Raw genomic sequence first — 26,243 nt, 5'->3', positions numbered from 1 at the left:
TGGCAACGCGGGTTGGGGGCGCTGCCCCCGCCCTGCGGGCTCCCCCGGAGTATTTTTGCAAAGGTGAATAGGCAGGGCGGCTACTGCGGTACCGGGCCCCGGTATTTTTCCGTCAATTCAGGCGCCGCCTCGTCCGGCTCATAGACCCCCAGCAGAATGCCCTTGCGCCCCGACTTGCCGCGGCGCGCCTTGATCTGCGCATCGGACAGGGTGATCCGCTGGGACATCCGCAGCCCCCACTCCAGCAAGCGGTCATACATCAGACCGATGATCTCCTGATATTTGCCGTCCTTGGCCAGGTCCACCAGCTCCTCCGGGTCGTTCTCCATGTCGAACAGCATCGGCCTCAGCCCGCCCTCGGCGTGCATGAATTTCCAGCGTTTGTCCGTCACCATGAAAAGACGCGCGTCCTTGGGTTCCAGCCCCAGCTTTTCGCACAGCGGCATGGTGGAATAGTCGAACTCTGCAATCACAAAGTCCCGCCAGTCCGGGCTTTCCCCGCGCAGGAACGGCATCAGAGAGCTCCCTTCCAGGATATGCGGCGCCGGTTCCCCGCCCGCCGCCTCCAGGAAAGTCGGCAGGAGGTCGATTGCCTCCACCAGTTCATCGCAGGCGGTGCCGCGGGTGGCATCGGCCTCCGCGCGCGGGTCATAGATGATCAGCGGCACCTTGATCGACGGCTCGTGGAACAGGTTCTTCTCTCCCAGCCAATGATCGCCCAGATAATCGCCATGGTCCGAGGTCACCACGATCATCGTGTCCTGCATCCGCCCTGTCTCTTCCAGCCAGGCAAACAGCCGCCCCATCTGGTCGTCAGCCTGCTTGATCAGCCCCATGTAGGCGGGGATCACCTTCTGCCGCACCTCGTCCCGGCTGAAGGTCTTGCCGATCTGGTTTTTCATCATGCCTTCGAAGACCGGATGCGCGTCCTCGCGCTCTGCCTCCGAACGCACCGCCGGCAGCACATGCTGCGGCCCGTACATATCATGGTAAGGCGCGGGCACGATGTACGGCCAATGCGGCTTGATATAGCTCAGATGCGCGCACCAGGGGCCTTCCGCCTGGGCGACGAACTCCATCGCCTGGGTGGTGAGCCAGGGGGTTTCGCTGTCTTCCTCGGCGATATTGGCCGGCTTGTCTGCATTGACCATGAACCAGCCGGAGGCGATGTCATTGCCCTCCATGCCGGCGTTGGCAAAGTCGTTCCACGGGTTTTCTCCCGGGTAGCCCTTCTCCTTCAGGTATTCATTGTAGGGACTGCGCTTACTGTCATAGAACCCGTCCGGCCCTTCCGCCCACAGCCCGTCATCGCGGACCCAGGGATCGAACCCGCATTCCGACTGGCGCACGCCGATCACGCTGTCCGGCGCCAGTCCCAGCCGCTGCATCCCTTCGGCGTCCGCCACCATGTGTGTCTTGCCAATCAGTTGGCAGCCCATGCCTGCCTTGCGAAGATGATCGCCCATGGTCCATTCGCCCACCCGCAAAGGGTAGCTGTTGAACTGCACCCCGTGGCTGGAGGGGTAGCGCCCGGTATAGCTCGACATCCGCGACGAGCCGCAGGTGGGCGACTGCACATAAGCGCGGGTAAAGCGCACCCCCTTGGCCGCAAGGCCATCGATATGCGGGGTGTGCAGATGCGGATGGCCTGCGCAGCTCAAGTAGTCGAACCGCAGCTGGTCGAACATGATGTAGAGAATGTTCATCGGTGCCTCCCGCACAGTGCTGCGGTATTATTAAACACGTGAAGCAACCTTGACGAGGGTATTTCATTGACCGCCGTGCAGAGGACGCGCAACAGTGGCGGGCATTGTGAAACCGGTTTTGAAAACGAAATATTGAACGCCAGCATGACCCCGGCCCTCCCCGCTGCTTCCCTACGGCCCGCCACCGAGGACGACTGCGCCAGCCTGGCCGCCCTGTCCATCGAGGTCTGGCTGGGCACATATTTGCGCAACGGCATCAACAGGGGCTTTTCAGAGGACGTGCTAGGCACTTACACGCCGGGGCATTTTATCGAAGCCCTGCAAGATCCGGCAGAACACCTGATTGTTTCGCAAAACCAGGAAGGTATCGACGGTTACATCCGGATCAGCCACGGCAGGCCGAGCCCGGCTGGCGGCCCCTCCCGCACCGAGATTTCGACACTCTATGTTCAGCCCCGGCATCAGGGGCGAAACATCGGGTGGTGTCTTCTTGACGCCGGACTGCAAACTTGCCTTTCAAATGCATGGGACGCACCGTGGCTTGCGGCCAACCCGCAGAACAATCGCGCCATTGCCTTTTATCTCCGGCACGGCTTTGAACTGGCGGGCCTGACCCACTTCCAGATCCAGGACAACCGGTACCCGAACGATGTTTTGCAGTATTGCGGGCGCTGGCCCCCTGCGGAAACTTGAAGCCAGCCGCTCCCGCCCGTCGTCAGCCTTTCTGGCGAAAGACCTCCTCCCGTTGGGCCCGGCGCCGCGCATAGCGCGGCGCCGGGCCCAACGGGAGCGGGGCATTTTCAATGCACCAGCGACGGGCGGGAGGTTACTGCTGCCCTGTCACGTGGCGTCCTCGTCCTGCGGGATGACTTCAAGCAGCAGCTGCCCGGCTTGAACCTGCACGCCCGGGCGCCCCGAAACAGCCGCGACAGTGCCCGGCGCTTCCGCCAGGATTTCATGCTGCATCTTCATTGCCTCCACCACTGCAAGGCGGCTGCCCGCGGCGATCCTGTCGCCTTGGGCGACACAAACCTCCCGGAGCAGCCCGTGCATGGGCGCAACGACTTGCCCTGCCTGACTGCCAGTACCTGCACCAGCTGCCGCCCGCAGGCGGGTGATTGCGAATATCCGTGTGCCGGTGGCCACCTGCAGCGTGCCGCCGTCCATCACCCAGGACCTGAGGTACGCCCGCCTGCCGTCAACCCGCAGGCCGTTGCCTTGCCCCGTCACGCGACAGTGCCAGTCCCCGCCGGCCACAGTCAGCTGCCCCGGTTCTTCAAGGATCTGAAGTTTATGGGTTTCCCCGTCGCACTCCAGGCGCATAGAGGACCGCAAGCCGCCCTGGTTCGACCAGCCCAGCAGTTCCGGTGCCACGCCGCCAGCTGCGGCGCACCGCTGCTGTTCCGCGCGGAAGACCAGCGCTGCCGCCAAAGCCATGTCACTGGCGTTGAAAGCCGCCTCCAGCCCGTCCGGGAAATGGTTGGCGATGAAATCAGTAGCGGCCTGCCCTGCCGCGAACTCCGGATAAGCCAGAACCTCCAGCAGGAAGTCCCGGTTGCACGCGGGCCCGAACAGCACGCAATCCCGCAGCGCAGCCATCAGCCGCTGCCGTGCCTCCTCCCGCGTCCGGCCATGCGCAATCAGCTTGGCAAGCAGCGGGTCATAGAATGCGGAAACCTCCTGCCCCGCAGCGATCCCCTCATCAACCCGGATGCCATAGCCGCTGGGTGGTTGCCACTGCGCGATCCGCCCGGCCTGCGGCAGAAAGCCTTGCGCCGGGTCCTCCGCATAGAGCCGCACCTCGATGGCGTGGCCCTCCATCCGCACATCCTCCTGCGCTAGCCCCAAGGGCTCGCCCCGGGCCGCCCGGATCTGCATTTCCACCAGATCCAGCCCAGTGATCATCTCGGTCACCGGATGCTCCACCTGCAGCCGGGTGTTCATCTCCAGAAAATAGAAATCACCGCCCTGATCCAGCAGGAACTCAACCGTGCCTGCCCCTTGATAGCCAATCGCCTGCGCGGCCTTGACCGCCGCGGCTCCCATCCGGGCGCGCAAGGCATCATCCACGGCCGGGCTTGGCGCCTCCTCCACCACTTTCTGATGGCGGCGCTGAATGGAACAGTCGCGCTCCCCCAGATGGATCACTTGGCCGCGGGAGTCGCCGAACACCTGCACCTCCACATGGCGCGGGCGCATCAGGGCCTTTTCCAGGATCATCTCATCGGAGCCGAAAGCCGCCCGCGCCTCGCTGCGGGCCAGCTTCAACGCAGCGCTGAACTCCGCCGCCTGCTGCACCAGCCGCATCCCCTTGCCGCCGCCGCCCGCGGCTGCCTTGATCATCACCGGAAAGCCGATCCGGGCGGCTTCCGCCGCCAGCACATCTGCCGCCTGATCCGCGCCCTCATAGCCGGGTATGCAAGAAACACCTGCCGCAATCATCTTCCGCTTGGCCGCAGCCTTGTTTCCCATCAGGGCAATCGCTTCGGGAGACGGGCCGATGAAGACCAGCCCGGCGGCCGCACAAGCACGGGCCAAATCTGCGTTCTCCGACAAAAAACCGTAACCCGGATGCACCGCCCCGGCACCCGCCTCCTTGGCGGCCGCGATGACCTTGTCTATCGACAGATAGCTCTCCGCCGCCGGGCCTGCGCCGATGCGGATGGAGATATCGGCAAAATCCGCATGCGGGCTGGCAGCATCCGCATCGGTGTAAACCGCAACGCTTTTCAGCCCCATTGCCCGCGCCGTGCGCATTACCCGCAGCGCGATCTCGCCGCGGTTGGCCACCAGGATCGTGTCAAAACTGCTCATCCTGCCCCCGTCATATCCGCGCCACGCCAAAGCTGTTCGGGTAAAGTTCCCGCGCCCGAGCCTCCTGGCAGGTTTGCAAACAGAAGCCGATCACCCGGCGGGTGTCGCGCGGATCGATCATCCCCATGTCCAGCACCCGCCCGGAGGTATAGAAGGCGTCCGACTGCCCGTCGAAATGCGCGGTGATCCTGGCGCGCTGCGCTGCGAGCCGCTTTTCGTCCGGTTCCACTCCCTTGCGCTCCGCCGTGCGCCTGGCAACCTGCTCCATCGTCAGCGCCGCCTGCTCGCCGCCCATCACACCGGTCATCGCATTGGGCCAGGTGAACAGGAAATCGGCACCGAAAGCATAGCCGCACATGCCGTAGTTCCCTGCCCCAAAGCTGGCCCCGGTATAGAGCGCTATCTTGGGCACCCGCAGGTTGGTGACCGCCTGGATCATCTTGGCGCCATGCTTGATCATCCCCGCCCGCTCCGATGCGGTCCCGACCATGTAACCAGTGGTGTTGTTCAGAAAAACCACTGGCGTGCCGGCCTGATCCATTGCCTGCAGGAAATGCGTTGCCTTGGCCGCCCCGTCCGGATCCAGCGGGCCGTTGTTGCCAAGGAGGCCGACCGGCTGCCCCATGATACGTGCCTGCAGGCACAGCGTGGCCGGACCGAAGCCCGGCTTGAACTCACGCAGGTCAGATCCGTCGGCGATCCGAGCCGCCACTTCGCGCATATCGTACGGCTTGCGGTAATCCACCGGCACCACGCCGGCAATCTGATCCGGCGGCAGCACCGGCTCGGCATAATCCGGCAGTGCGGGTGCGCAGGGCGTCCAGCCCAACCCGGCCACCACCTCACGGGCGATCTCGATGCCATGGGCGTCATCCTCTGCCAGATACTCCACCAGCCCGGTGGTTGAAGCATGCATCTCTGCGCCGCCAAGATCCGCGTCCTGCGCCACCTCGCCAGTCGCGGCCTGCACCAGCGCCGCGCCCGCCAGCATCGCCATGCCGTTGCCCTTGACCCCGATCACATAGTCCGACAGGCCCGGCTGATAGGCCCCGCCGGCGGTGGAGGCGCCATGCAGCACCGTGATCACCGGGATGCCCGCCGCCGACAGCCGCGCCAGCCCTGCAAACATGCCGCCGCCATGCGCCCACAGCTCCACCGTATAGCGCATCAGATCGGCGCCGGCGCTTTCCACCAAGTGGATGAAGGGCAGCTTTTGCCGCTCGGCAATGGCAATCGCGCCGAGCGCCTTATCCACCGATTTCTGCGTCATTGCACCCGCATTGATCCCGGCATCATCGGCAAAGACCATCGCCCGCACGCCCTCGACATAGCCGATGCCCAAAATGATCGAGGCGCCGGGGATCGAGGTGTCCGGATCCGGATCATCCACCAGGTAGGAGGCCATGTTGTAAAGCTCCAGGAACGGCAGCCCCGGATCCAATAGCGCCGAGACACGCTCCCGCGGCGATAGCTGCCCGCGCTTGTCGAAGACCGGGCGGCGTTCTTCGGATTTCGCCGCCGCGCGGGCTTCCAGGGCACGCATCCGCTCCACCAGCGCCAGCATGTCCTCGCGGTTCTGGGCGAAGGTTTCGCTGCCGGGGCTGATTTTGGTTTCGAAGGCTGTCATTGCAAGCCCCCGCCTTTCGCCCGGCGAAGCCGGGCAGTGCCCGTCCCGCCCCCCACAGGGCGGGCGCTGCTCGCCCACCCCGCCGGGCCGGGTGCTGCCCTCTGTGATCTGACGCGGTGTCCCGCCATTCTCAAAACTCCTCCGGCAATTCCGCATCCACCCGCACCGGCGCCGCCAGCAGCAGCTGGGCATAGCCCTTGGCCTGCGGATCGTTGCGCAAAGACGACGTGCCGCCGCCGCCTAGCGCGCCGTGCAGCAGGATGTTCATCGACAGGCTTCCCGGCAGGAAAAACCGCTCCATCTGGCCATCCCAGAAATGCCCGAACACCCGCCGCAGATGGGCCTCGTCCAGCGCCGCCCAGATCCAGGGCATCATTTCCGGCCTGCGTGCGATCACCCCGATGTTGGCGATGTCGCCCTTGTCGCCGCTGCGCGCCCAGGCAAGGCGGATCAGCGGCACCTCTGCCACTCTTTTCAAGGCCGGACCCGGCGGCGGCGCAGGCCGTTCCAGCACCTGCAGCGGGATAGCCGCGGCCGCCGGAACCGTATTGTGGCCCGCCGCATCCTGCACCGCCACCGGCACCTGCGCCTTGGGCAGCAGGCAGGAAAACAGCGCCAGCACCGGCGACGGCTTGGGCCGGGCGCCTGCAAAACCGCTCAAGCCCGGCGGCGCCGACAGGCCCAGCCCCACCGCCTCCTTCAGGAATACGCCCACCCCTCGGGCGTCCGGGTGGTGCACCGCGATCTTGGCGGCCACCTCCCGCGCAGCACCGCATTGCCGCAGCCCGCCGAACTGGCTTTCGCTGCCGATCAGCTCAATACTCACATCGCTGAAGTCCGGCAGCATCCCCCCCTGCAACACATCCCGCGCGCGGGTCAGCGCCGCCTTGGCAAAGGCCTGTGCCTTGGCTTCGGCATCAAGGCCGTAGAAGGTAAAGTAATGGCCGCTGCGGAAGCCATCCTGCCAGGTGATGCAAGTCTTGTATGTATCCGGTACCCCGCGCCCCCTGGCGCCTGCCACCCGCACCCGGTCCGGCCCGGCCTCCATCACCGTAACGCCGGAGAAATCGCATACCACGTCCGGCAGCACATAGGCTTGCGGGTCACCGGTCTCATACAGCAGCTGCTCCGCCACCGACCCGCGGGAGACCAGCCCCCCGGTGCCCGCAGATTTGGTTACGTCAAATGTGCCATCCTCACGGACTTCCGCAATGGGGTAGCCGATCGCGGCCATGCCCTCCGCGACCGCCTGCCAGTCGGTGAAATTTCCGCCGGTGGCTTGCGGCCCGCATTCCAGGATGTGGCCCGCCAGGCTGCCGCCCGCCAGCTGGTCCAGGTCTGCCGCTTCCCAGCCGAAATGATGGATGCAGGCCCCCAGCGTCACCGCGCTGTCCACGCAGCGCCCGGTCACGACGATATGCGCGCCCCGGTCCAGGGCTGCGGCAATCGGGAAGGCTCCGAGATAGGCGTTGACGCTGGCAATCTTCTCCAGCGGCGGAAACGGCGCGCCGGTGAACATATCTCTGGGCGCGGCCTCCGCCAGCTCCGCCGCGCGTCCGAGCAGGTCATCGCCTGCAACAACCGCCACCCGCAGTTCCAGCCCCTGGGCTTCAATCTCCCGCCGCAGGGCCGCAGCGCAGGCCTCCGGGTTCACCCCGCCCGCATTGGAGACGACCCGCACCCCTTGCCGCGCGATCTCTGCCAGGCTGGGCGCCATCGCCGCGGTCACGAAATCAGTCGCATATCCCGCCGCTGGATCTTTTGCACGCGCGCGCGCCAGCACCGCCATGGTGATCTCGGCCAGGTAGTCATAGACAAGGAAATCCAAGCCCCCGGCCGCCAGCAATTGCGGCGTGGCCAGGGCGGCCTCCCCCCAGAACCCGGCAGCGCCGCCGATGCGCAGTATCTCTGGCATTGCTCCTCCCGATGGCCGCCATCCGGTGCACAGCATACACGGATTTGCCCGCAAACGGCGGCCCCTTGCCGCCAGCCTGACCGCCAAGACCTTGGCTTCGCAACAATAACCCCGCGTTCGCTGCGGCGAAGACCGCGCTCCGCCGCAGCGACACGTTACAGAATTTCCAAAGGTGAAAGTTTCAGGTTACATTTCACTTGCTGCGAATCATCTTCCGGCGTAATACCGACCCAACGGTCGGCTTTTCCTGCCGCCGCCACAGGAGACGCGAACACCCATGGATGCTTTCATCTGCGATGCCACCCGCACCCCGATCGGCCGCTACGGCGGCGCGCTGAGCCAGGTGCGTACCGATGATCTTGCCGCCCTGCCGATTGCCGCGCTTGCCGCGCGCAACCCGGACGTGGACTGGGGCGCCCTCGATGACGTGATCTTTGGCGATGCCAACCAGGCCGGTGAAAGCAACCGCAACGTGGCCCGCATGGCGGCGCTGCTGGCGGGCCTGCCCACCACAGTGCCCGGCACCACCATCAACCGCCTCTGCGCCTCCGGCATGGATGCGGTCGGCATGGCCTCGCGCGGTATCAAGGCCGGCGATTATGACATGGCCATCGCCGGCGGTGTCGAAAGCATGAGCCGCGCGCCGTTCGTGATGCCCAAGGCCACCAGCGCCTTCACCCGTGCCAATGCGGTCTATGACACCACCATCGGCTGGCGCTTCGTGAACCCGAAGATGGAAAAGATGTACGGCACCGACTCGATGCCGCAGACCGCTGACAACGTGGCCGAGGACTATGGCGTCTCCCGCGAGGATCAGGACGCCTTCGCTGCCCGCAGCCAGGCCCGCTGGGCCGCCGCGCATGAGGCCGGCATCTTCAAGGACGAGATCACCCCGGTCACCATCCCCCAGCGCAAGGGCGATGATCTGGTGGTCGACACCGACGAACACCCCCGCCCCGGCACCTCGGCGGAGAAACTGTCAGGCCTCAAGGGCGTCAACGGCCCGGACAAGACCGTGACCGCCGGCAACGCCTCCGGCGTCAACGACGGCGCCGCAGCCATCCTGATGGCGAATGAGGCGGCGGCCGCCAAGAACGGCCTGAAACCGATGGCCCGCATCGTCGGCATGGCCGCCGCAGGCGTCGAGCCGCGCATCATGGGTATCGGCCCGGTGCCCGCCACCCGCAAGGTGCTGGCCCGCACCGGCCTCACCATCGAACAGATGGACGTGATCGAACTGAACGAGGCGTTTGCCTCGCAGGGTCTTGCGACACTGCGCGAACTTGGCGTCGCGGACGATGCGCCCCATGTTAATCCCAACGGCGGTGCGATCGCACTGGGTCACCCGCTCGGCATGTCCGGCGCGCGGCTGGTGCTGACCGCCGCCTACCAATTGCAGCGCACCGGCGGGCGGTATGCGCTCTGCACCATGTGCGTCGGCGTTGGACAGGGCACCGCCCTGATCCTCGAACGCGTGTAACGAAACCCTGAGGAGGTCCCAGACATGTATGCTCAGATGATCAAATCCGAAGCGACCCAGGACGATCCGGAAAAGCTGGCGGCCTTCCAGGCGCGCATCGACGCGGGCGAGAAGATCGAGCCCAAGGACTGGATGCCCGAAGGCTACCGCAAGACGCTGATCCGCCAGATCGGCCAGCACGCGCACTCGGAAATCGTCGGCCAGTTGCCGGAGGGCAACTGGATCACCCGCGCGCCGACGCTGGAGCGCAAGGCGATCCTGCTCGCCAAGGTGCAGGATGAGGCGGGTCACGGCCTGTATCTCTACTGCGCGGCGGAAACGCTGGGTGTCTCCCGCGACGAGATCACCGAGATGCTGCTGGACGGCCGCATGAAGTATTCGTCGATCTTCAACTACCCGACGCTGAACTGGGCCGACATCGGCGCGGTCGGCTGGCTGGTGGACGGCGCGGCGATCATGAACCAGGTGCCGCTGCAGCGGACCTCCTTCGGCCCCTACTCCCGCGCGATGATCCGCATCTGCAAGGAGGAAAGCTTCCACCAGCGCCAGGGCTATGACGCCATCCGCCAGATGGCCGAGGGCACGCCGGAGCAGAAGAAGATGGCTCAGGATGCGCTGAACCGCCTGTGGTACCCGTCGCTGATGATGTTCGGCCCGTCCGACAAGGACTCGGTCCATTCCGCCCAGTCTATGAAGTGGAAGATCAAGATGAACACCAACGACGAGCTGCGCCAGAAGTTCGTCGACCAGACCGTGCCGCAGGCCGAATACCTCGGCCTCACCATCCCCGATCCGGATCTGAAATGGAACGAGGAGCGCGGCCATTACGACTACACCGACCCGGACTGGAGCGAATTCTTTGACGTGATCCAGGGCAACGGCCCCTGCAACGTCGACCGCCTCGCCGACCGCAACAAGGCCTGGGACGACGGCGCCTGGGTCCGCGACGGCCTGCTCGCCCACGCCAAGAAGAAGGCCGCGCGCCAGCACGCCGCCGAGTAACCCCAAGCATTCCGGCGCTCCGGTCAGCCGCGCAGCGCCCCCTCAGCCAGGAGGATTTGAGACATGAAAAACGAATGGCCCCTCTGGGAAATCTTCATCCGCGGCCAGCACGGCATGAGCCACCGCCACGTCGGCTCCCTGCACGCGCCGGACGCCGAGATGGCAATCAAGAACGCCCGTGACGTCTACACCCGCCGCAACGAAGGCGTGTCGATCTGGGTGGTTGAGGCGAACCACATCTCCGCCTCCTCGCCCAGCGACAAAGGCCCGCTCTATGAGCCGTCCGAGTCGAAGGTCTACCGCCACCCGACCTTCTTCGACATCCCCGAAGAAGTGGGGGCAATGTAATGACCCGCGAAGAAGCTTTTACCCAGTTTCTGCTGCGGATGGGGGACAACACCCTTATCCTCGGCCACCGGGTCAGTGAATGGTGCGGCCACGCGCCGGTGCTGGAAGAGGACATCGCGCTGGCCAACACCGCGCTGGACCTGATCGGCCAGACCCAGATGTGGCTTGGCCTCGCGGCTGAGGTGCAGGGCGAAGGCAAGTCCGCCGACGATCTCGCTTTCCTGCGCGACGCTTGGGACTTCCGCAACGTGCTGCTGTGCGAGGTGCCGAACGGCGACTTCGGCCGCACCCTGATGCGCCAGTTCCTGTTTGACGCCTGGCATTCGATCCAGCTGGGCCGCCTGACGAAATCCTCGGACGAACGGGTCGCCGCAATTGCCGAGAAGGCCTCGAAAGAGGTTGCCTATCACCTGGAGCGCTCCGCCGATACGGTGGTGGGCCTGGGCGACGGCACAGAGGAAAGCCACCGCCGCATGCAGGAGGCGCTGGACTATCTGTGGCCCTACGTGGGCGAGATGTTCCAGTCCGACGAGGCCGACGCCGAAATGGTGAAGGCGGGAATCGCGCCCGACCCGGCATCCCTGCGCGAAGAATACGACGCCCTGATCTCCCGCATCCTGGGCGACGCGACGCTGACCATTCCGGAGAGCCGCTTTGCCCACAAGGGCGGGCGCACCGGTGCGATGCACACCGAGCACCTGGGTCACTTGCTGACCCAGATGCAATGGCTGCAGCGCGCCTATCCCGGCGCCAAGTGGTAAGGCCACGGCCAGAGAACTGAAGGCAACGCCCGTCACAAGCGGTGGGCGTTGAACTCCTGCCCCGCGGGGGGGCAGGACGGGCGTTGCCCGGCGTACTGCCGGGCGGAACAGCCAATGAGGGTAACCGCATGAGCCAAGTGAAAACTCAGCCAAGCACTGACCAGATCTGGGAGTGGCTCGACGCCGTGCCGGATCCGGAAATCCCGGTCATCTCGGTCGTCGACCTAGGCATCGTCCGCGGCGTGGAATGGCAGGGCGAAACCCTGGTCGTTTCCGTCACCCCGACCTACTCAGGCTGCCCGGCGACCTCGATCATCAGCCTCGACATCGAGACTGCGTTGCGCAGCAAGGGGATCGAGAACCTCAAGATTGAAACCCAAATCTCCCCTGCCTGGACCACCGATTGGCTGTCCGAGAAGGGCCGCGCCAAGCTGGAGGACTACGGCATCGCCCCGCCCCAGCCCGCTGGCGGCCCCGAAAAATGCCCGCACTGCGGCAGCAAGAATGTCACCAAGGTCAGCCAGTTCGGCTCGACCCCCTGCAAGGCCCACTGGCGCTGCCAGGACTGCCTCGAACCCTTTGATTATTTCAAGTGCATCTGAGGAGACCCTGATGGCGCGCTTTCACGACCTCGAAGTCACCGACGTCCGCAAGACCATCCGCGATGCGGTGGTTGTCACCCTGAAGCCCGCAAATGGCGCGGCTGAGGAATTCGATTTCACGCAAGGCCAGTACCTGACCTTCCGCCGCGACTTCGACGGCGAGGAACTGCGCCGCAGCTACTCGATCTGCGCAGGCAAGGACGAGGGCATCCTGCAGGTCGGCATCAAGCGCGTCGACGGCGGTGCGTTCTCAACTTGGGCCAATACCGAGCTGAAGGCCGGCGACACCCTGCAGGCCATGGCGCCGATGGGCACCTTCTTCACCCCGCTGGATGCAGGCGCAGAGAAGAACTATCTGGGGTTTGCCGGCGGCTCCGGCATCACACCCGTCCTGTCGATCCTCAAGACCACGCTGGCGGCGGAGCCCAACTCGTCCTTCACGCTGGTCTACGCCAACAAGGGCGTGAACACGATCATGTTCCGCGAGGAGCTGGAGGATCTGAAAAACCTCTACATGGGCCGGTTCAACGTGATCCACGTGCTGGAATCCGACGCACAGGAAATCGACTTGTTCACCGGCCTGGTGACCGAGGAGAAATGCGCCCAGCTGTTCGAGCACTGGATCGACATCCAGTCGGTCGACACCGCCTTTATCTGCGGCCCGGAACCGATGATGCTCGGCATCGCCGCCGCACTGCGCACTGCCGGCCTTGATGACAGCCAGATCAAGTTCGAATTGTTCGCCTCGGCCCAGCCGGGCCGCGCCAAGCGCAAAGTCACCGCAAAAGACGCAGCCAGCAGCGCCAACCAGACCAAGGCCGCCATCACCCTGGACGGTGCCACCCAGACCATCGAGATGGGCAAGGACATAACCCTGCTGGATGCGGCACTGGAAAACGCGATGGACGCGCCTTACGCGTGCAAGGCCGGCGTTTGCTCCACCTGCCGCTGCAAGGTGCTGGAAGGCGAAGTGGAGATGGTCGCAAACCACGCGCTGGAGGATTACGAGGTCGAAAAAGGCTATGTGCTGTCCTGCCAGGCCTATCCGGTGACCGACAGCGTGGTTGTCGACTACGATCAGTAAGGGAATTTCAAATAACCGGTTAGCCGGAGTTTTCAGGGAGGACGTTTCATGTCCGAAGAGATGAGCATCACAAGCTATCTGGCCCAGGGCGGGGTTCTGACCAACCCGTCCAACGTGCCACCGCGCTACCGCGCCGAGCTGATGAAGCTGATGGCGACCTTCGTCGACAGCGAACTGGCCGGCGCCGCGGGCTTTGCCGACATCATCAACGAAGGCCCCGGCATCAAGGCCCGCATCGCCGCGGCGCGGATCGTGCTGGAAAAGACCGATCACGCGGAGAAGGTCTTGCGGATCATGGGCGACTTCGGCGCCGACACCGAGCGTTATGCCGACCACCACCCCTGGACCGCGCGGCTGGAGCGGGATGCCGACATCGGCCAGAGCCGCACCAAGCACGACATGCGGCTGGCCGTGTTCAACTACCCGCTGGAAGGCTGGGCCGACGCGGTGATGATGAACCTGCTGATGGGCCGCGCAGTGGTGCTGCAGCTGGAAGAGATGAGCCATGTCTCCTACCAGCCGCTGGCCGAAGCCTTCCGCGCCATCCTGCCGCTGGAGACCCGCCACGCCGAGCTGGCTGAAGAAGGGCTGATGGTGCTGGTCGAGGCCCAGGGCACCGATGGCCTGCAGGAACTGGCAGACTACTGGTGGCCGCGGGTCGCGGCGAGCTTTGGTCAGGAGGCCTCGGATAAATTCGAAGGCCTGAAGGCCATGGGCCTGCGCCGCACCCCGAATGCAGAGCTGAAGGCCCGCTGGCAGCAGGACGCCGGGGCCATTCTGGACAAGGCTGGCCTGAAACCGGCCGCCTGATCCTGACCCGCAAACTCCCGCCCGGGCTGCAGCGCATCAAAGATGCGCAGGCCCGGTTGGGCCCGGCGCGCCTGACGGCGCGCGGGCCTGCGCCGCCACTGGCGGTGCTGTGCAAATCCACAGGCACATGGTGCGGCGCTGCGGAATGGAACCCAAGGCGCTCAGCAGCCATATCTGCACCACCAGACGAATGGAGGCTGCAATGAGCACCGGCACGGCAAAACTTCCCGCAGGCACCGGCATTGGCCATGTCCACCTGAAGGTCTCGGACCTGGAGCGGGCAATCGGCTTCTACAGCGGTGTCCTCGGCTTTGAGGTGACCCAGCGGCTGGGCTCCTCCGCTGCCTTCCTGTCGGCAGGCGGCTATCACCACCACATCGGCCTCAACACATGGCAGTCGCGCGGGGGTCCTGCCCCGGCGCCCAATATGACCGGACTATATCATACCGCCATCCTGCTGCCGGACCGCCGGAGCCTGGCTGCGGTGCTGCGGCGGGTGCTGGACGCAGGCATCGCGCTGGACGGCGCCGCCGATCACGGGGTGTCCGAAGCACTCTATCTGCGCGATCCCGACGGCAACGGGGTGGAACTTTACCGCGACCGGCCTGAGACGGAGTGGCCGCGCGGGCGCGACGGCAGCCTCGCAATGGGGACAGAGGCCCTGGATTTGGAGGCATTGCTCGCAGAGGTTGAGTAGGTCAGGCTTGCTGCCGGAATGTTTCGCGCGCGAAACAATTGGTCAGAAAGGCTGACCCAAAAGACGCAGCGTCAGATTGCGCCCATCTTCCCGGCAACACGCTGTAAAGCAGACCAAAAGCAGCGAAGCAGCGGCTTTTGTATAGACCCGCGCGGAGCATGTTAGGTCTGGACCTCTGACCTTTCCCTGCCTACCCTAACGGCAAGCAGAGGGAGGGGAAATATGGCTGTAAGCGGTACAATCCGGACCTATTTCAATGGCCGCTGGCATGACGGTGACCTGCCGGTGATGCGGGCAGCGGACCATGCAATGTGGCTGGGGTCCTCAGTGTTCGACGGCGCACGCTTCTTCGACGGGGTGACCCCGGACCTGGATCTGCACTGCGCCCGCACCAATGCCTCGGCAGAGGCGCTGCTGATGACGCCCACCCACTCTGTTGAGCAGATGTTGGAACTGATCCGCGAGGGACTGGAGGGGTTTTCCCCCGGCTCCGCCGTATATATCCGGCCGATGTACTGGGCCGCCGATGGCGACGGAACCCTGATTGCCCCGGACCCGGACAGCACCCGCTTTGCCGTCAGTCTTGAGGAAATCCCGATGGCGCCGGACACGGCCGCCGCAACTCTCACCCGCACCCGCTTCCGCCGCCCGGTGCTGGAGAACGCGGTGGTGAACGCCAAAGCCGGCTGTCTTTATCCCAACAACGCGCGGATGCTGCGCGAAGCCCGCGGCAAGGGGTTCACCAATGCGCTGGTGCTGGACGCGATGGGCAATGTCGCGGAGACAGCCACCACCAATGTTTTCATGGTCCGCGATGGCGAGGTCTTCACTCCGATCCCCAACGGCACCTTCCTGGCCGGCATCACCCGCGCCCGCCACATCGTGAACATGCGCGCCGATGGCATCACCGTGCATGAATGCGTGCTGGGGTATCAGGATTTCGAAGAAGCTGATGAGATCTTCCTCTCCGGCAACATGAGCAAAGTGACACCGGTCACCGCTTTCGACGAGTGCCAGTATCAAACCGGCCCCGTCGCCAAGCGGGTGCGTGAGATGTATTGGGACTGGGCCCGCAGCGGGACGTAACCGCAGCCGCCCTTACCCACACGCCAGGACACCCTCCCGTCTGCTCCGGGCCTTTGTACCATAGGCCCTTGCACAGTTGGGCATGGCACCGTGCCTGCGCACGGTGCCGCGCCGCGCCTTGCGCGGCGCCAGGCCCAAGGCCGCAAAGGGGCTTCCGGCGCAGCCGGAAGATCCTGCGGGCGCGGGAGCGCCTCCCCCCGCCCGGACCTAGCGCCAGTTTCCTGAAACGGCTCAACGGGTTTGGCTCTATTGCCTGATGCGCCCGCTTGCGTCATGATCCGCCGAGGAACAACGAGAGAGCGAAAATGCGCAAATTCCTTGTGGTACTGGATGACAGCCGCGAATGCCTGAACGCCATGCGGTTCGCCGCGATGCGCGCGGCGCATACCGGTGCCGGCGTCACCATCCTGTCGGTGATCCCGCCGGACGAGTTCAACCACTGGATCGGTGTCGGTGAAGTGATGCGGGAGGAAGCCCGCGAGCGGATCCATGCGCATTTCGAAGTCTTTGCCAAATGGATGCGCGACCGCCAGAACGTCGACCCGGAACTGGTCATCCGCGAGGGCGAACCGGTCCCGGAGATCCTTGACTATATCGAGGGCGACCCGGAAATCGGCGTGCTGGTGCTGGGCGCCGGCACCGGGCGCAAGGGCCCGGGCCCGCTGGTCACCCAGCTGACCAAGAATTCCGGCACCCTGCCGGTGCCGATCACCATCGTGCCGGGCGACCTCAGCAAAGAGAAGCTGGAAGCAATTACCTGAGCAGAAGGCACGGCAGAGGCAATGAATGGCAGGATCACATTCTGGTTCGAGTTCGCCTCCACCTATTCTTATCTCAGCGTGATGCGGATTGGCGAGCTGGCTGCCGCCCGCGGAGTATCCGTTACCTGGAAACCGTTCCTGCTGGGGCCGGTGTTTGCTGCGCAAGGCTGGGACACCTCCCCGTTCAATATCTACCCCGCCAAAGGCCGCTACATGTGGCGCGACATGGAGCGGATCTGCGCGGCCCGCGGGCTGCCCTTCCGCCGCCCGGATCCGTTTCCGCAAAACGGACTGGAGGCAGCCCGGCTGGCTTTGGCCGCCGCCGAGCAGGACTGCCTTGAAGCTTTCACAATGGCGGTGTTCCAGGCGCAGTTCGAAGACGGCTCGGATATTTCCAGCGACGCGGTGCTTCAAGAATGCCTGTGCAAATCCGGCCTTGATGCAGGTTTGATTTCACGCGCACAATCCGCCGATATCAAATCGGCGCTGCGGTCACAGACCGAAGAGGCGATTACAGCCGGCATTTTCGGCGCGCCCAGCTTTACCTGTGGCCCGGAGCTGTTCTGGGGCGACGACCGTCTGGAGCAAGCGCTGGAGCACGCCGCAGGCCGCCCGAATTTAGAATAGTTCCAAATCTTGACTTGGCAGGCCGCAAGGCGCATATCGGGGGCACGCTTAACGGAGACCCGACATGTTCATTCAGACCGAATCCACGCCCAACCCGGCGACGCTGAAATTCCTGCCGGGCCAGACCGTTCTGGAGGTCGGCACCGCCGACTTCCCCAGCGCAGACGCTGCAGGTAAATCCCCGCTGGCCTCCCGCATCTTTGCGGTTGAAGGCGTGACCGGCGTGTTCTTTGGCAATGATTTCGTGACCGTGACCAAGGCCGACGGTGTTGATTGGGACCACATCAAACCCGCCATCCTGGGCGCGGTGATGGAGCATTACCAGTCCGGCCAGCCGGTGATGGCGGACGGCTCTGCCGATCCGGCCTCCGGCCACGCCGAGCATTCCGGCGAGGACGCCGAAATCGTCAACCAGATCAAGGAGCTGCTGGACAGCCGCGTGCGCCCGGCAGTGGCTCAGGACGGCGGCGACATCACCTTCCACGGCTTTGACCGCGGTGTTGTCTACCTGCACATGCAAGGCGCCTGCGCGGGCTGCCCGTCCTCGACCCTGACCCTGAAGATGGGGATCGAGAACCTGCTGCGCCATTACATCCCGGAAGTCACCGAGGTGCGCCCGGTTGCCGTCTGACCGGCTGCGAAAGGACAACACATGACCTCCGAACCGCTGGTTCTGGGCTTTGACACATCGGCCGCGCATTGCGCGGCCGCTTTGCTGCGCGGGGATCAGCTGCTGGCCTCCCGGCTGGAAGAAATGACCCGCGGCCAGGCCGAACGGCTGATGCCGCTGCTGGAAGAGGTGCTGGCAGAAGGCGGCGCCGCGTGGGCAGACCTTGATGCCATCGGCGTCGGTGTCGGTCCCGGCAATTTCACCGGCATCCGCATCGCAGTTTCCGCCGCACGCGGTTTGGCGCTGGGGCTAGAGGTGCCAGCCGTGGGTGTTGACGGGTTTGAGGCCCGCGCGGCCGAAGACACCCTGCCCGCGGTGCCGGCGCCGCGCGATCAGGTCTATGCCGCATTGCCGGGCGAAGCGCCGCGTCTGATGCCGCGCCAGGAGGCGGAGGATGCCGCCCGCGGCGCCGGGCTGGCGTTTGCGCCTGAGGCGAGCCCCGCGGGGATGGCCGAAGCCATCGCCCGGATCGCAGCCGCGCGGTTTCAGACTGTGACCGAGCCGCCTGCCCCCTTGTACCTGCGCTCTGCCGATGCTGCGCCGTCCAGCGATGTGCCGCCGGCGCTGATTGATGGCTGACCCGCTGACACCTGAAACGATGGCCGCCACCCATGCCGCGGCCTTTACCCAGTCGCGGCCCTGGTCGGCGGCGGAGTTTGCCTCCCTGCTGGACAGCCCGCTGACCTTTGCCGCGGGCGATAACCGCTGTTTTGCGCTGGTGCGGGTGATTGCGGATGAGGCAGAGCTGCTGACCATTGCCACCGCACCCGGCCATCAGCGCCAGGGGCTGGCCCGCGTCTGCATGGCGGACTGGGAATCAGCCGCCCGCACCCGCGGCGCGGCTGAGGTGTTCCTGGAAGTCGCTGCCGACAACGCCCCGGCACAAGCGCTGTACCGCGCCTGCGGATTCGCGGAATGCGGGCGCCGGGCCGGATATTACCGCCGGGAAGGGGCAAAACCGGCGGATGCAATCCTGATGAGAAAAGGTTTACGCTAGGCCAGTTGCGCGGATTTCGCACCAAATGGTCAAAAAGCGGTTGACCCTCTCCCTGCCCTGCAGGCTAAATTGCCGCACCCTCTATGGCCTGAACGTGGCCGGGCAGCGGAAATTCCCCGCTGCATCCAACAAAAATGACAGTGGGAGTTAACCTGATGACCCTGATGAAACCGCTGATGGGCGCAGCCGCGTCGCTGGCCCTGACAGCAGGTGCCGCGCTGGCCGAGCCTGCGCTGATCTTCGACCTGGGCGGCAAGTTCGACAAGAGCTTCAACGAAGCCGCGCACAACGGCGCCCAGCGCTGGGTCGAGGAGACCGGCGGCAGCTACCGCGAGATCGAGCTGCAGTCCGAAGCCCAGCGCGAGCAAGCGCTGCGCCGCTTTGCCGAGGCCGGCGCCAACCCGATCGTGATGGTGGGCTTTGCCTTTGCCGACGCCCTGGGCCAGGTGGCAGCCGACTACCCGGACACCAAATTCACCATCATCGACATGGTGGTTGAGGGCGACAACGTGCGTTCGGTCGTCTTCAACGAGCACGAAGGCTCCTATCTGGTCGGCATGCTGGCGGCGATGGCGTCCAAGTCGAACACCGTCGGCTTTATCGGCGGCATGGACATCCCGCTGATCCGCAAGTTCGCCTGCGGCTATGCCGAAGGCGTCAAGGCCGCCAACCCGGACGCCAAGGTGATTTCCAACATGACCGGCACCACCCCGGCAGCCTGGAACGACCCGGTGAAGGGCTCGGAGCTGACCAAGGCGCAGATCTCCCAGGGCGCTGACGTGGTCTATGCCGCGGCCGGCGGCACCGGCGTGGGCGTTCTGCAAACCGCGGCCGACGAGGGCATCCTGTCGATCGGCGTGGACAGCAACCAGAACCACCTGCACCCGGGCAAGGTGCTGACTTCGATGACCAAGAACGTCGGCAACGCCGTGTTCGAGGCGTTCTCGGACGGTGCCGAAATGGAGACCGGCTTCTCTGTCATGGGCCTGGCCAATGGCGGCGTCGGCTATGCGATGGATGAGCACAACGCCGATCTGGTGACCGGCGAAATGAAGGCCGCGGTGGACGACGCTGCTGCCAAGATCGCCTCGGGCGAGATCAAGGTGCATGACTACATGTCCGATGACAGCTGCCCGGCGCTGAGCTTCTAAAGAGAAAGCCCCAGGCCATGACGGAGTCTATTCATATTCTGTTTGCGGCCTGGGGCGACCCAACCCCCGAAGGCCGTGTTGCAAAAACCGACGCGGCGATCGGGCCCGAATTCTATTATTCCGATCCCAACACCCCCGCCCCCATCGAGGGCCGCGACGCCTATCTGGACTATATCGCGCAGTTCAGCGCGAAAATGCCGGGCGCCGAGGCCAAAGTCGTGGCCGTCTCGGAACACCATGGCCACGCGCGTGCCACGGTGGATTTCCTGAAGGACGGCACCCGCATGGTGCGCGGCCAGTATTTTGCCGATCTGCAAGATGGCAAAGTGGTGCGGCTGATCGGATTTACAGGCATGGGAGAGCCCGCTTGACTGCCCCCGCCATCGAACTCAAAGGCATCTCCAAGGCCTTTGGCCCCGTCCAGGCAAACAAGGACATTTCCATCCGCGTCGCCCCCGGCACCATTCACGGTATCATCGGTGAAAACGGTGCCGGCAAGTCGACGCTGATGTCGATCCTCTACGGCTTTTACAAGGCTGACAAAGGGGAAGTCTTCATCAACGGCAAGAAGACCGAGATCCCGGACAGCCAGGCGGCGATTGCCGCGGGCATCGGCATGGTGTTCCAGCATTTCAAACTGGTGGAGAATTTCACCGTGCTGGAAAACATCGTGCTGGGCGCCGAGGACAGCGGCATGCTGATGCCCTCGCTGCGCCGCGCCCGCAAGGAGCTGAAGGCGCTGGAAGAGGAATACGAACTGTTCGTGGACCCCGATGCGCGCATCGACGAAATCGGCGTCGGCGCGCAGCAGCGGGTGGAAATCCTCAAGGCGCTGTACCGCAAGGCGGAGATCCTGATCCTCGACGAGCCGACGGGCGTGCTGACACCGTCGGAGGCCGACCAGCTGTTCCGCATCCTCGACCGGCTGCGCGCCGAGGGGAAGACCATCATCCTGATCACCCACAAGCTGCGGGAAGTGATGGAGTACACCGACACCGTGTCGGTGATGCGGCGCGGCCAGATGACCGCGACCGTCAAGACCGCAGAGACCAGCCCCGAGCACCTGGCGGAGCTGATGGTGGGCCGCAAGGTGCTGCTGCGCGTCGACAAGGTGCCTGCCCAGCCCGGCGCCCCGATCCTGGAGATCGAGAACCTGCGGGTGGTGGACGAGGCCGGCGTCGAGCGCGTCAAGGGCATCGACCTGACCGTGCGCGCGGGCGAGATCGTCGGCATAGCCGGCGTCGCGGGCAACGGGCAGTCGGAACTGCTGGAGGTTCTGGGCGGCATGCGTCCGGGCACCGGCACCATCAAGCTGCACGGCACCCCCCTGCCCCTGCGCGGGCCGGGCTCGGATGCCAAGGCGCGCCGGGACGCCCACATCGGCCATGTGCCGGAGGACCGCCAGCGCGAGGGCCTGATCATGGACTTCCACGCCTGGGAGAACGTGGCTTTCGGCTATCACCGCGATGCGGCCTATCAGAAGGGTGTGCTGATGAACAACGCCTCCCTGCAGGCCGATACCGAAGCCAAGATGGAGAAGTTCGACGTGCGCCCGCCGGATCCCTGGCTGGCGGCCAAGAACTTTTCCGGCGGCAACCAGCAGAAGATCGTTGTCGCGCGCGAGATCGAGCGCAACCCGGACCTGCTGCTGGTCGGCCAGCCGACCCGCGGCGTCGATATCGGCGCCATCGAATTCATTCACAAGCAGATCGTCGCGCTGCGCGATCAGGGCAAGGCGATCCTGCTGGTCTCGGTCGAACTGGAAGAGATCCTGTCGCTCTCCGACCGGGTTGCGGTGATGTTTGACGGCATGATCATGGGCGAACGCCCTGCGGATCAGACCGATGAGAAAGAGCTCGGCCTGCTGATGGCCGGTGTCGCGGGGGAGGCCGCGTAAATGGACAAGATGCCGAAATGGGCCGATGTGGTCCTGATCCCGCTGATCAGCCTGATCCTGGCCGCACTTCTGTCGGCCTTGGTGATCCTCGGGATCGGCGAGGACCCGGTGGCTGCGGTCAAGCTGATGGTCGACGGCGCCCTGGGCTCCACCTATGGCTGGGGCTACACGCTCTATTACGCCACCAACTTCATGTTCACCGGCCTGGCGGTGGCGGTTGCCGCCCATGCCGGCCTGTTCAACATCGGCGGCGAGGGCCAGGCGATGCTGGGCGGCCTGGGCGTGGCGCTGGTCTGCCTGCTGATCCCTTGGCCACATTGGACGCTGGCGCTGGTCTTTGCTGCCCTTGGCGCCGGGATCTTTGGGGCTGCCTGGGCCGCAATCCCGGCCTATCTGCAGGCCAAGCGCGGCAGCCATATCGTGATCACCACCATCATGTTCAACTTCATCGCCGCGGCGGTGCTGAACTATGTGCTGGTCAACGTGCTGCGCCCCGAAGGCTCTATGGACCCGGCCACCGAACGTTTCCCCGAGGCCGTCCACCTGCCCTCCCTGCATGAGCTGCTGGCCCCGATTGGCATCAACTTCTCCAAGTCGGCCCCCGCCAACGTCAGCCTGCTGGTCGCCATGGGCGCCTGCCTGTTCGTCTGGCTGCTGATCTGGCGCACGCCGCTGGGTTATGAGATCCGCTCCCTGGGCAAATCGGAGCCCGGCGCCCGCTATGCCGGCATCTCCTCGGTCCGCACGATCATGATCGCGATGCTGATCTCCGGCGCGCTGGCCGGCATGATGGCCGTGAACAACGTGATGGGCGAAGCGGAACGCCTGGTGCTGAACGCCACCGAAGGCGCCGGCTTCATCGGCATCGCGGTGGCGCTGATGGGGCGCAACCATCCGTTTGGAGTGTTCCTGGCAGCGATCCTCTTCGGCTTCCTCTACCAGGGCGGCGCGGAACTGGCGCTTTGGACCTCGATCCCGCGCGAGCTGATCGTGGTGATCCAGGCCCTGGTGATCCTGTTCACCGGCGCGCTCGACAACATGGTGCGGATGCCGCTTGAGAAGATCTTCCTGGCGGTGCGGAAGGGGCAGAACTGATGGATTTCCTGACGATCATCCAGATTCTGGATTCCACCGTCCGCCTGGCCACGCCGCTGCTGCTGGCCTGCCTCGCCGGCCTCTACTCCGAGCGTGCAGGCATCTTTGACATCGGCCTGGAAGGCAAGATGCTGATGGCCGCCTTCTTCTCCGCCGCCGTCGCTGCCGTCACCGGCAACGTCTGGCTGGGGCTGCTGGCGGGCATCGGCTCCTCGCTGCTGCTGGCACTTCTGCACGGGGTGGCGTCGATCACCTTCCGCGGCAACCAGCTGATTTCCGGCGTTGCGATCAACTTTTTGGCCGCGGGCATGACGGTGCTGATTGCCCAGGACTGGTTCCAGCAGGGCGGCCGCACGCCGTCGCTGTTCAGCGGCGGCCGCTTCACCCCGATCACCTTGCCATTTGCCGACAGCCTCTCTGGCGTGCCTGTTCTGGGCCCGATTTACTCCGAGTTGCTGTCAGGCCATTCGGTGCTGGTCTACCTCGCCTTCCTGGCGGTGCCGGCCACCTGGTGGATCCTGTTCCGCACCCGCTTTGGCCTGCGCCTGCGCGCAGTGGGTGAAAACCCGGCGGCAGTGGACACCGCGGGCGTGTCGGTTGTCGGCCTGCGCTACGGCGCGGTGATGATCTGCGGCCTGCTGTGCGGCATTGCCGGCGCCTATCTGGCCACCGCGCTGCAGGCGGGCTTCGTCAAGGACATGACCGCAGGCCGCGGCTTCATCGCGCTCGCTGCGCTGATCTTTGCCAAGTGGCGGCCGTGGCACGCGATGGGCGCCTGCCTCTTGTTCGGGCTGCTGCAGGCGGTCGCCCTGCGGTTCCAGAACATCGAGCTCGGCGGCATTGTGATCCCGGTTCAGGCCATGGACGCGCTGCCTTATGTGCTGACGGTGGTGATCCTGGCCGGTTTCGTCGGCAAGGCAATCCCGCCCCGCGCCGGCGGCCAGCCCTACGTCAAGGAGCGCTGAGCGCCTTACCAGAAACACCGGAACGCCCGGCCTAGCGCCGGGCGGTTCTTTTTCCGGCCTGTTCCCGGCCTGCGTCTTTTCCGGAATGAGGGTAGCGGCGGCGCGAAGCGCCGTTCACTCTTGCCCCGGCAACGACGCAATTACACTCGAACAGGGCACTAAGGGGCAGTCCTGCCCCACCAGTGCACGGCGGCCACAGTTAAGTCCAGTTTACCGCGTCAAATCAGTCCTGCACGCTGCATAGCGGCATAGATCATTGATTTTTGAACGGTCTGCGGTCTAACAAAGATCATGCAGATATACCTTCCCATAGCTGAGGTCTCGGTGAATGCCTTCCTTCTTCTGGGCCTCGGAGGAATGGTCGGAATTCTCTCGGGCATGTTCGGAGTTGGCGGCGGCTTCCTTATGACGCCGCTGCTGTTCTTCATCGGCATCCCGCCGGCGGTTGCGGTGGCCACGGAAGCGAACCAGATTGTCGCCTCCTCGTTCTCCGGGGTGCTGGCGCATTTCCGAAGGCGCACGGTCGATATCAAGATGGGGCTTGTGCTGCAGGCTGGCGGCCTGCTGGGCGCCGCGCTCGGGGTGGTGGTGTTCAACTACCTCAAGGCGCTTGGCCAGGTCGATCTGCTGGTCAAGCTCTGCTACGTCGTCTTCCTGGGTGTTGTCGGCGGGCTGATGTTCATCGAAAGCCTGAACGCCATCCGCAAGGCAAAGAAGGCAGGCGGCAGCGCCCCTGCGGCCCGGCGCCAGCGGGGCTGGGTGCATGCGCTGCCCTTCAAGATGCGCTTCCGCACCTCCGGGCTCTATATCTCGGTGATCCCGCCCATCCTGGTTGGTGTGGCCGTGGGTATTCTGGCAGCAATCATGGGTGTCGGCGGCGGCTTCATCATGGTGCCCGCGATGATCTATATCCTCGGCATGCCGACCAAGGTGGTTGTCGGCACTTCGCTGTTCCAGATCATCCTGGTCACTGGCTTTACCACCATGCTGCACGCCACCACCAACTACACGGTGGATATCGTGCTGGCGGTTCTCCTGCTGATCGGCGGCGTGGTTGGCGCCCAGATCGGCACCCGCATCGGCGTTTATCTCAAAGCCGAACAGCTGCGTATCCTGCTGGCGCTGATGGTCATCGCGGTCTGCGTCAAGCTGGGCCTCGACCTGCTGCTGCAGCCCTCCGAGATCTTCTCCCTGGGCGAGCCGGGAGGGCATTGATCATGCGCAAGCTGCTCCTGTCTGCCCTGACTGCCGCCAGCCTGGCCCTGTTGCCGCAATCCGCCGCTCAGGCCGGCAAGGAAGAGGTTGTGCTCGGCCTCAGCCAGGACCGGGTGGCTATCACTGCCACCTTCGACGGTTCGGAAATCCTGGTCTTCGGTGCGGTGAAACGCGAAACCCCGATCCCGCAGGACGACCCGCTGGAAGTGGTGGTCACCGTCTCCGGCCCGGCCCCCTCCGTCATGGTGCGGCGCAAGGAAAAGAAGCTGGGGATCTGGGTCAATGTCGACAGCGTTCTGGTCGACTCGGCGCCAGCGTTCTACGCCGTGGCCACCAGCGCCCCGTTCAAGGAGGTGCTGACGGACACCGAGGACCTGCGCTACAGGATTTCGATCAAGCGCGCGATCCGCTCGGTCGGCGCCGCCATGCATATCCGCGGCGCCCAGGCCTTTGCCGATGCGGTGGTGCGGATCCGCGAGAAGAACGGGCTTTACTCCCTCCGCGAAAACACCGTTGCGGTGGATGAGCAGACCCTGTTCCGCACTGCCATCACGATGCCCGCCGACCTCACCGAGGGGGAATACCAGACCAGGATTTTCCTGACCCGCGGGGGCGAAGTGGTGTCGAGCTACGAGACCGCCATCGACGTGCGCAAGGTGGGGCTGGAACGGTTCCTGTACTCGCTCTCGCGCGAGCAGCCGTTCCTCTATGGCCTGATGTCGCTGGCGATTGCCATCGCGGCCGGCTGGGGCGCGTCCGCAGCCTTCAGCCTGCTCAGGAACCGGTAAGGAGGGGCCGGCCCACCGAAGACAGGAGGGAGGGGCGCTGCCCCTCTTGGCCTTGCGGCCAATTCACCCCGGAGTATTTCCGGAAAGATGAAGGGCCGTGCGGCTTTCTGATTTGTGCGCCTGCCGGCGGCCCGCTGCGCCCCAG

The 26,243-nt window shown here is 65.0% G+C and carries 25 protein-coding genes and 1 pseudogene; 22 read left to right on the top strand and 4 right to left on the bottom strand.

Annotation, left to right across the window (positions count from 1 at the left end):
- Positions 1-80 precede the first annotated feature (80 nt).
- Positions 81-1,706: a sulfatase-like hydrolase/transferase gene (locus tag AC5STI_RS18385; protein WP_495447677.1), complete on the bottom strand. Its 1,626-nt coding sequence runs from the start codon at positions 1,704-1,706 to the stop codon at positions 81-83.
- 75 nt (positions 1,707-1,781) lie between these two features.
- Here AC5STI_RS18385 and AC5STI_RS18380 point away from each other — a divergent pair, with 75 nt between their 5' ends.
- Positions 1,782-2,399: a GNAT family N-acetyltransferase gene (locus tag AC5STI_RS18380; protein ID WP_495447781.1), complete on the top strand. Its 618-nt coding sequence runs from the start codon at positions 1,782-1,784 to the stop codon at positions 2,397-2,399.
- Positions 2,400-2,546: 147 nt separating this feature from the next.
- On the opposite strand, the gene AC5STI_RS18375 is transcribed toward AC5STI_RS18380, so the two are convergent.
- The 3 genes from AC5STI_RS18375 to AC5STI_RS18365 form a co-directional block, all read right to left on the bottom strand.
- Positions 2,547-4,520 carry an acetyl/propionyl/methylcrotonyl-CoA carboxylase subunit alpha gene (locus tag AC5STI_RS18375; RefSeq protein ID WP_495447676.1) on the bottom strand — a complete coding sequence of 658 codons (1,974 nt, stop codon included), beginning with the start codon at positions 4,518-4,520 and terminating at the stop codon, positions 2,547-2,549.
- A 10-nt stretch (positions 4,521-4,530) separates the two neighbouring features.
- Positions 4,531-6,147, bottom strand: coding sequence for an acyl-CoA carboxylase subunit beta (locus AC5STI_RS18370; RefSeq protein ID WP_495447675.1), 1,617 nt, complete (start codon positions 6,145-6,147; stop codon positions 4,531-4,533).
- 130 nt (positions 6,148-6,277) lie between these two features.
- Complete coding sequence (locus tag AC5STI_RS18365) at positions 6,278-8,062, bottom strand: acyclic terpene utilization AtuA family protein (protein ID WP_495447674.1); 1,785 nt, start codon at positions 8,060-8,062, stop codon at positions 6,278-6,280.
- 277 nt (positions 8,063-8,339) lie between these two features.
- On the opposite strand from AC5STI_RS18365, the gene pcaF reads away from it, so the two are divergent.
- The 21 genes and pseudogenes from pcaF to AC5STI_RS18260 all read left to right on the top strand — a co-directional run bounded on the left by pcaF (position 8,340) and on the right by AC5STI_RS18260 (position 26,098).
- The gene (gene pcaF, locus AC5STI_RS18360; RefSeq protein ID WP_495447673.1) at positions 8,340-9,542 is read left to right on the top strand and encodes a 3-oxoadipyl-CoA thiolase; all 1,203 of its coding nucleotides are present in this window, start codon (positions 8,340-8,342) and stop codon (positions 9,540-9,542) included.
- A gap of 24 nt (positions 9,543-9,566) precedes the next feature.
- Positions 9,567-10,544 (top strand): 1,2-phenylacetyl-CoA epoxidase subunit PaaA, encoded by a 978-nt coding sequence (gene paaA / locus AC5STI_RS18355; RefSeq protein WP_259958542.1) that lies wholly within the window; start codon positions 9,567-9,569, stop codon positions 10,542-10,544.
- 63 nt (positions 10,545-10,607) lie between these two features.
- Positions 10,608-10,892 carry a 1,2-phenylacetyl-CoA epoxidase subunit PaaB gene (gene paaB / locus AC5STI_RS18350; protein ID WP_008562338.1) on the top strand — a complete coding sequence of 95 codons (285 nt, stop codon included), beginning with the start codon at positions 10,608-10,610 and terminating at the stop codon, positions 10,890-10,892.
- Positions 10,892-11,638, top strand: a pseudogene (gene paaC, locus AC5STI_RS18345) (1,2-phenylacetyl-CoA epoxidase subunit PaaC); the annotation flags it as partial. The gene paaB and the pseudogene paaC, both read left to right, overlap by 1 nt.
- 143 nt (positions 11,639-11,781) lie before the next feature.
- Positions 11,782-12,255, top strand: coding sequence for a 1,2-phenylacetyl-CoA epoxidase subunit PaaD (paaD, locus tag AC5STI_RS18340; RefSeq protein ID WP_495447672.1), 474 nt, complete (start codon positions 11,782-11,784; stop codon positions 12,253-12,255).
- Positions 12,256-12,265: 10 nt separating this feature from the next.
- The gene (gene paaE, locus AC5STI_RS18335) at positions 12,266-13,339 is read left to right on the top strand and encodes a 1,2-phenylacetyl-CoA epoxidase subunit PaaE (RefSeq protein ID WP_495447671.1); all 1,074 of its coding nucleotides are present in this window, start codon (positions 12,266-12,268) and stop codon (positions 13,337-13,339) included.
- A gap of 48 nt (positions 13,340-13,387) precedes the next feature.
- Positions 13,388-14,149: a Phenylacetic acid catabolic protein gene (locus AC5STI_RS18330; protein WP_495447670.1), complete on the top strand. Its 762-nt coding sequence runs from the start codon at positions 13,388-13,390 to the stop codon at positions 14,147-14,149.
- A gap of 202 nt (positions 14,150-14,351) precedes the next feature.
- Positions 14,352-14,846 (top strand): VOC family protein, encoded by a 495-nt coding sequence (locus AC5STI_RS18325; protein WP_490398686.1) that lies wholly within the window; start codon positions 14,352-14,354, stop codon positions 14,844-14,846.
- Between the two features lie 222 nt (positions 14,847-15,068).
- Positions 15,069-15,932 (top strand): branched-chain amino acid aminotransferase, encoded by an 864-nt coding sequence (locus tag AC5STI_RS18320; RefSeq protein WP_495447669.1) that lies wholly within the window; start codon positions 15,069-15,071, stop codon positions 15,930-15,932.
- A gap of 305 nt (positions 15,933-16,237) precedes the next feature.
- Positions 16,238-16,693: a universal stress protein gene (locus tag AC5STI_RS18315; protein WP_027235076.1), complete on the top strand. Its 456-nt coding sequence runs from the start codon at positions 16,238-16,240 to the stop codon at positions 16,691-16,693.
- A 21-nt stretch (positions 16,694-16,714) separates the two neighbouring features.
- Entirely contained in the window at positions 16,715-17,320 is a 606-nt protein-coding gene (locus AC5STI_RS18310; protein ID WP_495447668.1) for a 2-hydroxychromene-2-carboxylate isomerase, read from the top strand.
- Positions 17,321-17,384: 64 nt separating this feature from the next.
- Positions 17,385-17,951 (top strand): NifU family protein, encoded by a 567-nt coding sequence (locus tag AC5STI_RS18305; RefSeq protein ID WP_475050286.1) that lies wholly within the window; start codon positions 17,385-17,387, stop codon positions 17,949-17,951.
- 21 nt (positions 17,952-17,972) lie between these two features.
- A complete protein-coding gene (gene tsaB, locus AC5STI_RS18300) occupies positions 17,973-18,569 on the top strand; it encodes a tRNA (adenosine(37)-N6)-threonylcarbamoyltransferase complex dimerization subunit type 1 TsaB (RefSeq protein WP_495447667.1) in 597 nt (198 codons plus the stop codon).
- The gene (locus tag AC5STI_RS18295) at positions 18,562-18,987 is read left to right on the top strand and encodes a GNAT family N-acetyltransferase (RefSeq protein WP_495447666.1); all 426 of its coding nucleotides are present in this window, start codon (positions 18,562-18,564) and stop codon (positions 18,985-18,987) included. Before tsaB ends, AC5STI_RS18295 begins: the two co-directional genes overlap by 8 nt.
- Positions 18,988-19,142: 155 nt before the next feature.
- Complete coding sequence (locus AC5STI_RS18290) at positions 19,143-20,138, top strand: BMP family lipoprotein (protein ID WP_495447665.1); 996 nt, start codon at positions 19,143-19,145, stop codon at positions 20,136-20,138.
- 17 nt (positions 20,139-20,155) lie between these two features.
- Positions 20,156-20,509, top strand: coding sequence for a nuclear transport factor 2 family protein (locus AC5STI_RS18285; RefSeq protein WP_495447664.1), 354 nt, complete (start codon positions 20,156-20,158; stop codon positions 20,507-20,509).
- A complete protein-coding gene (locus tag AC5STI_RS18280) occupies positions 20,506-22,035 on the top strand; it encodes an ABC transporter ATP-binding protein (RefSeq protein ID WP_495447663.1) in 1,530 nt (509 codons plus the stop codon). Before AC5STI_RS18285 ends, AC5STI_RS18280 begins: the two co-directional genes overlap by 4 nt.
- On the top strand, positions 22,036-23,130 hold the full coding sequence (locus tag AC5STI_RS18275; RefSeq protein WP_475050273.1) for an ABC transporter permease: 1,095 nt from the start codon (positions 22,036-22,038) through the stop codon (positions 23,128-23,130). It begins immediately after the preceding gene.
- Positions 23,130-24,095 (top strand): ABC transporter permease, encoded by a 966-nt coding sequence (locus AC5STI_RS18270; RefSeq protein WP_475050271.1) that lies wholly within the window; start codon positions 23,130-23,132, stop codon positions 24,093-24,095. Before AC5STI_RS18275 ends, AC5STI_RS18270 begins: the two co-directional genes overlap by 1 nt.
- Before the next feature lie 291 nt (positions 24,096-24,386).
- The gene (locus AC5STI_RS18265; protein WP_495447662.1) at positions 24,387-25,310 is read left to right on the top strand and encodes a sulfite exporter TauE/SafE family protein; all 924 of its coding nucleotides are present in this window, start codon (positions 24,387-24,389) and stop codon (positions 25,308-25,310) included.
- Between the two features lie 2 nt (positions 25,311-25,312).
- Entirely contained in the window at positions 25,313-26,098 is a 786-nt protein-coding gene (locus AC5STI_RS18260; RefSeq protein ID WP_495447661.1) for a TIGR02186 family protein, read from the top strand.
- Positions 26,099-26,243: the final 145 nt, after the last annotated feature.

Source organism: Leisingera sp. CC-HEC096 (assembly GCF_059429235.1).
The sequence above is the reverse complement of the archived record's forward strand: the minus strand, read 5'-3'. Positions and strand labels throughout refer to the sequence as shown.

What these genes read in the sequence shown, in the direction of transcription:
- AC5STI_RS18385 (WP_495447677.1), bottom strand. Translation starts at nt 1,706, where the DNA reads ATGAACATTCTCTACATCATGTTCGACCAGCTGCGGTTCGACTACTTG.
- AC5STI_RS18375 (WP_495447676.1), bottom strand. Translation starts at nt 4,520, where the DNA reads ATGAGCAGTTTTGACACGATCCTGGTGGCCAACCGCGGCGAGATCGCG.
- AC5STI_RS18370 (WP_495447675.1), bottom strand. Translation starts at nt 6,147, where the DNA reads ATGACAGCCTTCGAAACCAAAATCAGCCCCGGCAGCGAAACCTTCGCC.
- AC5STI_RS18365 (WP_495447674.1), bottom strand. Translation starts at nt 8,062, where the DNA reads ATGCCAGAGATACTGCGCATCGGCGGCGCTGCCGGGTTCTGGGGGGAG.
- pcaF (WP_495447673.1), top strand. Translation starts at nt 8,340, where the DNA reads ATGGATGCTTTCATCTGCGATGCCACCCGCACCCCGATCGGCCGCTAC.
- paaA (WP_259958542.1), top strand. Translation starts at nt 9,567, where the DNA reads ATGTATGCTCAGATGATCAAATCCGAAGCGACCCAGGACGATCCGGAA.
- paaB (WP_008562338.1), top strand. Translation starts at nt 10,608, where the DNA reads ATGAAAAACGAATGGCCCCTCTGGGAAATCTTCATCCGCGGCCAGCAC.
- paaD (WP_495447672.1), top strand. Translation starts at nt 11,782, where the DNA reads ATGAGCCAAGTGAAAACTCAGCCAAGCACTGACCAGATCTGGGAGTGG.
- paaE (WP_495447671.1), top strand. Translation starts at nt 12,266, where the DNA reads ATGGCGCGCTTTCACGACCTCGAAGTCACCGACGTCCGCAAGACCATC.
- AC5STI_RS18330 (WP_495447670.1), top strand. Translation starts at nt 13,388, where the DNA reads ATGTCCGAAGAGATGAGCATCACAAGCTATCTGGCCCAGGGCGGGGTT.
- AC5STI_RS18325 (WP_490398686.1), top strand. Translation starts at nt 14,352, where the DNA reads ATGAGCACCGGCACGGCAAAACTTCCCGCAGGCACCGGCATTGGCCAT.
- AC5STI_RS18320 (WP_495447669.1), top strand. Translation starts at nt 15,069, where the DNA reads ATGGCTGTAAGCGGTACAATCCGGACCTATTTCAATGGCCGCTGGCAT.
- AC5STI_RS18315 (WP_027235076.1), top strand. Translation starts at nt 16,238, where the DNA reads ATGCGCAAATTCCTTGTGGTACTGGATGACAGCCGCGAATGCCTGAAC.
- AC5STI_RS18310 (WP_495447668.1), top strand. Translation starts at nt 16,715, where the DNA reads ATGAATGGCAGGATCACATTCTGGTTCGAGTTCGCCTCCACCTATTCT.
- AC5STI_RS18305 (WP_475050286.1), top strand. Translation starts at nt 17,385, where the DNA reads ATGTTCATTCAGACCGAATCCACGCCCAACCCGGCGACGCTGAAATTC.
- tsaB (WP_495447667.1), top strand. Translation starts at nt 17,973, where the DNA reads ATGACCTCCGAACCGCTGGTTCTGGGCTTTGACACATCGGCCGCGCAT.
- AC5STI_RS18295 (WP_495447666.1), top strand. Translation starts at nt 18,562, where the DNA reads ATGGCTGACCCGCTGACACCTGAAACGATGGCCGCCACCCATGCCGCG.
- AC5STI_RS18290 (WP_495447665.1), top strand. Translation starts at nt 19,143, where the DNA reads ATGACCCTGATGAAACCGCTGATGGGCGCAGCCGCGTCGCTGGCCCTG.
- AC5STI_RS18285 (WP_495447664.1), top strand. Translation starts at nt 20,156, where the DNA reads ATGACGGAGTCTATTCATATTCTGTTTGCGGCCTGGGGCGACCCAACC.
- AC5STI_RS18275 (WP_475050273.1), top strand. Translation starts at nt 22,036, where the DNA reads ATGGACAAGATGCCGAAATGGGCCGATGTGGTCCTGATCCCGCTGATC.
- AC5STI_RS18270 (WP_475050271.1), top strand. Translation starts at nt 23,130, where the DNA reads ATGGATTTCCTGACGATCATCCAGATTCTGGATTCCACCGTCCGCCTG.
- AC5STI_RS18265 (WP_495447662.1), top strand. Translation starts at nt 24,387, where the DNA reads ATGCAGATATACCTTCCCATAGCTGAGGTCTCGGTGAATGCCTTCCTT.
- AC5STI_RS18260 (WP_495447661.1), top strand. Translation starts at nt 25,313, where the DNA reads ATGCGCAAGCTGCTCCTGTCTGCCCTGACTGCCGCCAGCCTGGCCCTG.